The sequence below is a fragment of the Streptomyces sp. NPDC050448 genome, from assembly GCF_040655295.1.
Classification (GTDB): Bacteria; Actinomycetota; Actinomycetes; order Streptomycetales; family Streptomycetaceae; genus Streptomyces.
Genome location: NZ_JBFAJR010000024.1, coordinates 106,198 through 112,557, shown reverse-complemented (window position 1 = coordinate 112,557; position 6,360 = coordinate 106,198). Strand labels below are relative to the sequence as shown.

7 protein-coding genes are annotated in these 6,360 nt (G+C 71.7%); 4 read left to right on the top strand and 3 right to left on the bottom strand.

The annotated features are described in order from the left end of the window. From AB0I68_RS26045 to AB0I68_RS26030, 4 genes are all read left to right on the top strand, one after another. Positions 1–686, top strand: a 686-nt coding sequence (locus AB0I68_RS26045; RefSeq protein WP_363179773.1) for a CPBP family intramembrane glutamic endopeptidase, incomplete at its 5' end; no start/stop codon positions are given. Beyond that, entirely contained in the window at positions 683–1,969 is a 1,287-nt protein-coding gene (locus AB0I68_RS26040) for a sensor domain-containing protein (protein ID WP_363179772.1), read from the top strand. The genes AB0I68_RS26045 and AB0I68_RS26040, both read left to right, overlap by 4 nt. Beyond that, positions 1,933–2,577, top strand: a complete 645-nt coding sequence (locus AB0I68_RS26035; protein ID WP_363179771.1) for a response regulator transcription factor — start codon at positions 1,933–1,935, stop codon at positions 2,575–2,577. Before AB0I68_RS26040 ends, AB0I68_RS26035 begins: the two co-directional genes overlap by 37 nt. Before the next feature lie 138 nt (positions 2,578–2,715). After that, positions 2,716–4,227 (top strand): cellulose binding domain-containing protein, encoded by a 1,512-nt coding sequence (locus AB0I68_RS26030; protein ID WP_363179770.1) that lies wholly within the window; start codon positions 2,716–2,718, stop codon positions 4,225–4,227. Between the two features lie 366 nt (positions 4,228–4,593). Here AB0I68_RS26030 and zapE read toward each other — a convergent pair whose 3' ends face one another. From zapE to AB0I68_RS26015, 3 genes are all read right to left on the bottom strand, one after another. Beyond that, positions 4,594–4,812, bottom strand: coding sequence for an AFG1/ZapE family ATPase (gene zapE, locus AB0I68_RS26025; protein WP_363179769.1), 219 nt, complete (start codon positions 4,810–4,812; stop codon positions 4,594–4,596). 150 nt (positions 4,813–4,962) lie between these two features. Further along, on the bottom strand, positions 4,963–5,496 hold the full coding sequence (cpt, locus tag AB0I68_RS26020; protein ID WP_363179768.1) for a chloramphenicol phosphotransferase CPT: 534 nt from the start codon (positions 5,494–5,496) through the stop codon (positions 4,963–4,965). Positions 5,497–5,574: 78 nt separating this feature from the next. Beyond that, positions 5,575–6,318: a VOC family protein gene (locus AB0I68_RS26015; protein ID WP_363179785.1), complete on the bottom strand. Its 744-nt coding sequence runs from the start codon at positions 6,316–6,318 to the stop codon at positions 5,575–5,577. Positions 6,319–6,360 lie beyond the last annotated feature (42 nt).

The following is a 6,360-nucleotide window of genomic DNA, read 5'->3' as shown; positions in this document are numbered from 1 at the left end:
CCACCGAGGTCATCCAACTGACGCAGTTCGGGCCGGCCTTCGGCGTCGCGGCGGTCGCGCTGCTCTGGCCGGGCCGGATCCGGGGCATGCTCGCCGGGGCCCTGCGCGGAGGAGCGCCGCGCGGAGTGGAAGGCCGGGGCAGCCGCGGCGTGTTGCTGCTCGCCACCGCGCCCGTGATCACCGCCCTCTGTGTGATGTCGTACGGCGCCGTCACCGGGGACGTCCGGTTCATCGGCCCGAGCTCGCTGGGCAACCCCCTCGCCGTGATCGTGCCGGCGCAGTTCATCGGTGCGTGCGGCGAGGAGCTCGGCTGGCGCTGCCTGCTCCAGCCTCTGCTCCGCACGCGCTGCGGCCCGCTCGCATCGTCGGTGACGGTGGGCCTGCTCTGGGGCGTCTGGCACGTTCAGGTCTTCGCACAGGCACCGGTCTACGCGGGGGCGTTCCTCCTCGCGACCGTGTCCCTGTCGGTGGTTCTGGGGTCTGCCCTGGAACGGGTACGCGGATCGCGGCTGCTGCTCGCCGGAGGATTTCATATGCTGATCAACGTGGGCCTGTTGCTGTTCATGGACGAGGAATCAGGAGCTGTTCTCCCGATGGTGCTGTTTGCTCTGGCCTGCCTGGCGGCGGCCGCCGTGTGGGCCCTGGGTGCCGAGCGGGCCAAGCGGGCCGCGGGTCCGGCGCGTTGACGCAGAACACCGTGACGGCACGGCCGGGCTCGCGTCCCTGGGTCGCCGTCCTGCGCTGCCAGCTGCTGAGCCTGCTCGCCCTCGCCGTGTCCTTCGTCGGCGGGCTCGTCGTGCTCGCCCTGCTGCTCCTGCCGGCCGGAGCCGGATTTCCGCTGCTGCCGCCCGCCGCGAAGACACTGCGTGCCCTGTCGGACCGCTCCCGCCGATGGGCCACCGGGTGGACGGGTATCCGCATCAGCCCACCCGATCCGCTGACCGTGGACCGCGCCGCGACCCGCCGTACGAGGGTCGCGGCGGTCCTCGGGGACGAGGGGTTCTGGCGCGACCTCGTCTGGGCCTGGTTGGAGCCGCTGATCGGCGGGCTGCTCGTTGCCGTGCCCCTGGCGCTCGTCGAGTACGGGGTGTTCGGCGCGCTTGTGCAGCCGCTGGTGTGGCGGCGGCTGGGTGACGGCAACTGGTATGCGTTCATTCCGGTGCACAGCACCCCGACGATGCTCGCCGCGGTGGTGCTGGGCCTCGTGTTCATCGCCGCCGGTGCGGGCAGCGCGCCCGCGGTGCTCCGGCTCCACGCGCGCTGGAGCCGGTCGCTGCTGTCCGCACCGCGCACCGCCGAACTCGCACGGCGCGTCGAGCAGCTGACCGATACGCGCACCGAGGCACTCGACATCCAGGCGGCGGAGCTGCGCCGCATCGAGCGGGACCTGCACGACGGCGCCCAGGCCCGTCTCGTCGCCGTGGGCATGGCGCTGGACCGGGCCGCCCGGCTCATCGACACCGATCCGGCCGCCGCCCGCGGCCTGTTGGCGGACGGCCGGGAGACCTCCGCCAGGGCGCTGCAGGATCTGCGTGAGCTGGTCCGCGGCATCCATCCCCCCGTGCTGGCCGACCGCGGCCTCGGGGACGCCGTCCGGTCGCTGGCGCTCGACAGCTTCCTCGACGTCCACGTCGACAACCGGCTTCCGGGCCGGCTTCCGGCGCCGGTGGAATCCGCCGCGTACTTCGCGGTGAACGAGCTGCTGGCGAACGCGGCGAAGCACTCCGGCGCCCGGCGCGTCAGCGTGCTCCTGGAACACCACGAGGGTGCGCTGCTGCGGATCACGGTCGCCGACGACGGCCGTGGCGGCGCCGACGACTGCGCCGGTGGCACCGGACTGCGCGGCGTCCGCCGCCGGCTGGGTACCTTCGACGGCATCCTCGTCCTGCACAGCCCGCAGGGCGGTCCGACCACCGTGACGATGGAGATTCCATGCGTGTTGTCCTCGCCGAAGACCTCTTCCTGTTGAGGGACGGGCTGGTACGCACCCTCCAGGACCACGGTTGCGAGGTGGTGGCGGCGGTGGACAACGGTCCGTCGCTGCTGCGGGCCTTGCTCGACGAGGCACCGGACGTCGCGGTGGTCGACGTACGGCTCCCGCCGACGTTCACCGACGAGGGTCTGCAAGCAGCCCTGGAAGCGCGGCGCAGACGCCCTGGCCTGCCCGTCCTCGTGCTGTCCCAGTACGTCGAGCAGCTCTATGCCAACGAGCTGCTGGCGGACGGCGCCGGCGCCATCGGCTATCTGCTCAAGGACCGGGTGACCGACACCGGGCAGTTCGTCGATGCGGTCCGCCGTGTCGCGGCCGGCGGTACGGTCATGGACCCGCAGGTCATCGCGAAGCTGCTGGCGCGCGGTGACGCCCGGGGGCTGACGGACGGGCTGACTCCGCGCGAGCACGAGGTCCTGGAGCTGATGGCCGAGGGCCGGTCGAACGCGGCGATAGCCGGCGGGCTGCACATCAGCGAGAGCGCCGTGGCCAAGCACACGGCCGGCATCTTCTCGAAGCTCCGCATCGGACCGTCGCCGGACGACAACCGCCGGGTCCTGGCGGTGCTGGCCTACCTGAAACGCTGAGGCGGTCATTAACCCTCCCCGATCCGTTCCTTAAGCCGACCTCAAGATCTCGGCAGTGGGGCCCGAACCGCACGTTTGTCCGTTTTCCGGTCGCTAGCGTGCTGCTCGAACCTCATCCCCACACAGAGGCAGGTCCTCATGGCTGGCAATTCCCATCGCCGTACGACGAGCGCCAAGGCGAAGACGGCCGCGGCACTGGCCGTCGCGGCGGCCGTCGGGGGCACCGCCCTGGTGCTGACCGGTACCGCACAGGCAGCCTCGGTCGGCGCGACCTTCACCAAGGCGAGCAGCTGGACCACGGGCTACACCGGGCAGTACGTCATCACCAACCGCAGCGGCGGGACGCTCAAGGACTGGACCCTCGAGTTCGACCTGCCCGCCGGCACTGCCCTCGCCTCCCTCTGGAACGGCGAACACACCGTCAACGGGCAGCATGTGACGGTCAAGCCGGCCCGGTGGGACACGGCCGGGCTCGCGGCCGGCAGCTCGGTCACCGTCGGGTTCGTGACCAACGCGAGCGGGAACGCGGGCACTCCGACGGGCTGCCTGATCAACAAGGAGAAGTGCTCCCCGGCCACCGGGCCGACGCCCAGCCCGAGCGGCCGGCCCACCACCGCGCCGACGGCCTCCGCCTCGCCCACCTCCAAGCCGACGGCCACGCCCACCGCGACTGCCACGGCGACCGCAACGGCGACCGCAACGGCGACGGCCACTGCGAAGCCGACCCCGACCGTGCCTCCGGGCGGCGGCACCACCACGTCCGCCGGGTTCGCGCCGTACGTGGACACCTCGCTCTACCCGGCCTTCGACCTGCTGGACACGGCGGCCAAGACGGGTGTGAAGGAGTTCAACCTCGCCTTCATCACCTCCGGCGGCGGCTGCTCCCCGCTCTGGGGCGGCGTCACGGCCCTCGGAGACGACCGGGTCGCCTCGCAGATCGCCGCGCTGCGGGCCAAGGGCGGGGACGTCCGCGTGTCGTTCGGCGGTGCGGCCGGCTCCGAGCTGGGCCTGGCGTGCACCTCCCCCGCGAGTCTCGCCGCCGCGTACGGCAAGGTGGTGGACACGTACGGGCTGACCAAGGTGGACTTCGACATCGAGGGCGCTGCCCTGCCCGACACCGCGGCGAACACCCGGCGTGCGCAGGCCATAGCGCAGCTGCAGAAGTCGCATCCCAAGCTCGACGTCTCGTTCACCCTGCCCGTGATGCCCGAGGGGCTCACCCAGCCCGGCGTCGACCTGATCGCCAATGCCCGGCAGAACGGGGTGGCGGTCTCCGCCGTCAACATCATGGCGATGGACTACGGCCCGGCGTACAGCGGCGACATGGGCGGCTACGCCATCCAGGCGGCCACCGCGACGCAGGCGCAGATCAAGGGCGTACTGGGGCTGAGCGACGCGGCGGCGTGGAAGACGGTGGCCGTGACGCCGATGATCGGCGTCAACGACGTCTCCAGCGAGGTCTTCAAGGTGGACGACGCCACCCGGCTCGTGGAGTTCGCCCGGTCCAAGGGGCTCGGCTGGCTCGCGATGTGGTCGGGCGCCCGTGACAAGCAGTGCCCGGGCGGTGCGAAGAACTCCGCCGACGCGACGTGCTCGTCCGTCGTCCAGGAACCGCTGGCCTTCACGAAGGCCTTCGCCGCCCGCGGCTAGGTCGTTCCGTCTGCGACCCCGGAGGGGCGCGCGAGACCCCAGGACTTCGACATCCCCGGTTCGGCAGCCCTTGTTCAGCTGAACATGATGCTGTGGGGACGGAGTCCTGGACGGTCCTCGCCTCTCCGGGGTGCATCCGGCTGTGGAACTCCTCGCAGCCGCCCCAGGCGTGTGAACGCGTGCATGAAGGTTCTCCGGTTCGGACCGAACGAGTGGGTGGCGGGCAACGTGTTCACTCCAAGGGTCCCGGTTTCACGAGGCCACTTGAGAGCTGCGTTCCGCAGTCACCCGGACGGAGGACCCAGAGGACTCGGGCCGCCCGTTGGAGCATCGCGAGGCGGCTTGCCGTGCGGTCCAGGTCGCGCGTCAGCGCCGGATCGGCGGGGAGGCCGGCCAGTGGGTCGGAGCCGATGAGGGGACCAGCCGGATGTCCCGGTCGCAGGCGACGTCCACGAGGTTCGCGAACCGCTGCCGTCCGTCCGCGGAGGCCGCGGCCAGCGGGGGTACGCCGTCCAGTACGAGGGTGCGGAACCGCTCGGCGAGCGCCAGACAGTCGGGTACCGCGGTGGCGGTTTCGCACAGCACGTCGAAGCCGAACCAGACGAGTGGGCGCGAAGCCCAGGTCTGATCCCCCGGCTCGGCCTCCGAGAAAGGATCATGATGGCATCGTCGCGCGTCGCGTGACCAGGCGTTTGCGCTGACGACGGAACCGTGCGACCGCGGGCGGCGATCCGGTCACTTGACGTGTGCCGCGATGGTCCGTGCGCACTCCATCGACTCGGCACGCGAGGTGTCCACCTCCAGGTCGTAGACCACGCCCCGGTGGACCGCATCCGCCTGGGACACGGCCATACCCGAGGTCCGGTCGCCCCGTGCGATCTCACGGCCTGCGGCCACTGCAGCGTCACACCTGACGCCGACCCACAGCACCCGCAGTTCACCCAAGGCCCGCAGCCAGCGCTCCTGCGAGTTCGCCCCGCCGAGGAAGACCTCGTCGACCACGATCCGGGCGCCCGCACGGGCCATCGCGGCGATCCCCTCGATCCAGGCCGCTTCCAGCGTCCGGAACTCCGGTCCGACGCTCACCTCGCCGTCCGGCTCGAACTCGATCCCGGCATCCGATGCCCGCAGGGAGGCGGGCATCGCATCGACCAGCGTGTCGACGCCGAAGGCCAGCCACGGATCCGGCAGGACCGCCTGCAGGCACCGGACGATCCCGGACTTGCCCGAGCTGGAGCCACCGTTGAGAACGATCACCTGAGTCATCACCGCGCCACGGTAGAGGCACCGCGAGCACGCTCGGAACGGATTTGCGCACCTCCCCCGTGAACCCGCCCTGCCGCAGCGCTAGCGCGGGGCGTGCGCGTCCTGGGTCGTGACCACCGTGAAGAGGGCACCGTCCGGGTCCATCAGGGTGATCCGGCGGCCCGTGGCAGAGGTGTGGACGGGCGAGACGGTCCGGCCGCCGAGCCGGATGGCGGTCTCCACGGCGGCTTCGAGGTCCGGCACGTGGAAGTGGACGTGCCAGCGGGGCCGGACCTGCGGATCCGGGGCCTCTTCGACGGCTCCGCCGCTGATCAGGGCAACGGTGTCGCGGCCGCGGCGGACGACGACGTGGCCGTGCTCGTACGAGACGTCGCAGCACCCGGCGCGCTCACAGGCCCAGTCGAGCACCTCGCCGTAGAACACGGCCGCGGCGAAGGCGTCACGGGTGCGCAGTTCGAGCCATCCGGCAGCGCCGCCGGGATGTGCCGTCCAGTCCGGGATCACCTCGCCCTGCCAGAAGCCGAAGACCGCCCCGTCGGGGTCGGCCGCGAGCGCGGCGCGCCCGGTCCCGAAGGCCAGCGGGCCCACCGCCATCGTGGCACCGCGCTCGCGCACCCGGGCGGAGGTGTCGTCCGCGTCATCGACGGCGAAGTACGGCGTCCACGCCACCGGGACCCCGAGGCGCGGGGCCAGCGCACCGATTCCGGCGACCGGCACGCCGTCCTGCAGCGCGACCGAGAAACCCTCTCCGAGGCGGGTCGGGCGGAAACTCCAGCCCAGCACCGCGCCGTAGAACTGATGGGAGGAATCGAGATCGCGGGCCATCAGGGTGACCCAGCACGGCGCGCCGAACACCTCATGGCTTGA

Bases quoted from the DNA above. Each gene is read 5' to 3' on its own strand.
- AB0I68_RS26035 (WP_363179771.1), top strand. From the start codon at position 1,933: ATGCGTGTTGTCCTCGCCGAAGACCTCTTCCTGTTGAGGGACGGGCTG.
- AB0I68_RS26030 (WP_363179770.1), top strand. From the start codon at position 2,716: ATGGCTGGCAATTCCCATCGCCGTACGACGAGCGCCAAGGCGAAGACG.
- AB0I68_RS26015 (WP_363179785.1), bottom strand. From the start codon at position 6,318: ATGGCCCGCGATCTCGATTCCTCCCATCAGTTCTACGGCGCGGTGCTG.